Here is a 656-nt window from a genome sequence, read left to right on the forward strand (position 1 = left end):
TACGGGCCACCCTTGTTGAACAACTCCGCACCGGTGTTGCCGAACCCGGCCGCCGACAACAACGCCTGATCCAGATCCTTTTGCTGGGCGTTGATCGTGCGCGCGGTGATCACCGCATTGTTCAAGAAGTCGAACAAATCCGGCGACGCGTTCGCGTACGTGTCCCCCAGCGCCGCCAACCGCTGAATGTCCTTGCGCGCCTGCGGCATCTGCGGATTCACATCATCGAGCAACACGTTGGCGTTGGTCACCGACTGGCCGAATTTCTCCCCCAACCCGGTCAACGACTGCGCCGCAGCACTCAACGTCAAATTCAGCTTGACCGGATCAACCTTCTCCGCGATCGAGGTGATCGTCTGGAACAACGTGTTGATCTCGGTGGTCACCGAGCGCGCATCGATCACCGTGCGCGGGGAGATCTTCTGCGGCGACGGATTGGCCGGCGTCGTCAACGACACATACTTGCCACCGAACACCGTCGTCGCCTTGATATCGGCATTCACATTCGACGGAATCAACGCCAAATACCGCGGATACACCTCCAAGACGAACTTCGCCGCCGGCTTGCCATCACGCACCGTCTCCGAGATCGACCCCACCCGGCCGATCTCCACCCCGTTATAAGTCACCTTCGAACCCGGATCCATCACCAACCC

Annotated in this window: 1 protein-coding gene; it reads right to left on the reverse strand. The window is 60.1% G+C overall.

Annotation, left to right across the window (positions count from 1 at the left end):
• Positions 1–656 (reverse strand): MCE family protein (locus A5688_RS00010; RefSeq protein ID WP_120312431.1); only part of this gene is annotated, 656 nt, incomplete at both ends.

It is taken from the genome of Mycobacterium mantenii, assembly GCF_001667865.1.
GTDB lineage: Bacteria > Actinomycetota > Actinomycetes > Mycobacteriales > Mycobacteriaceae > Mycobacterium > Mycobacterium mantenii_A.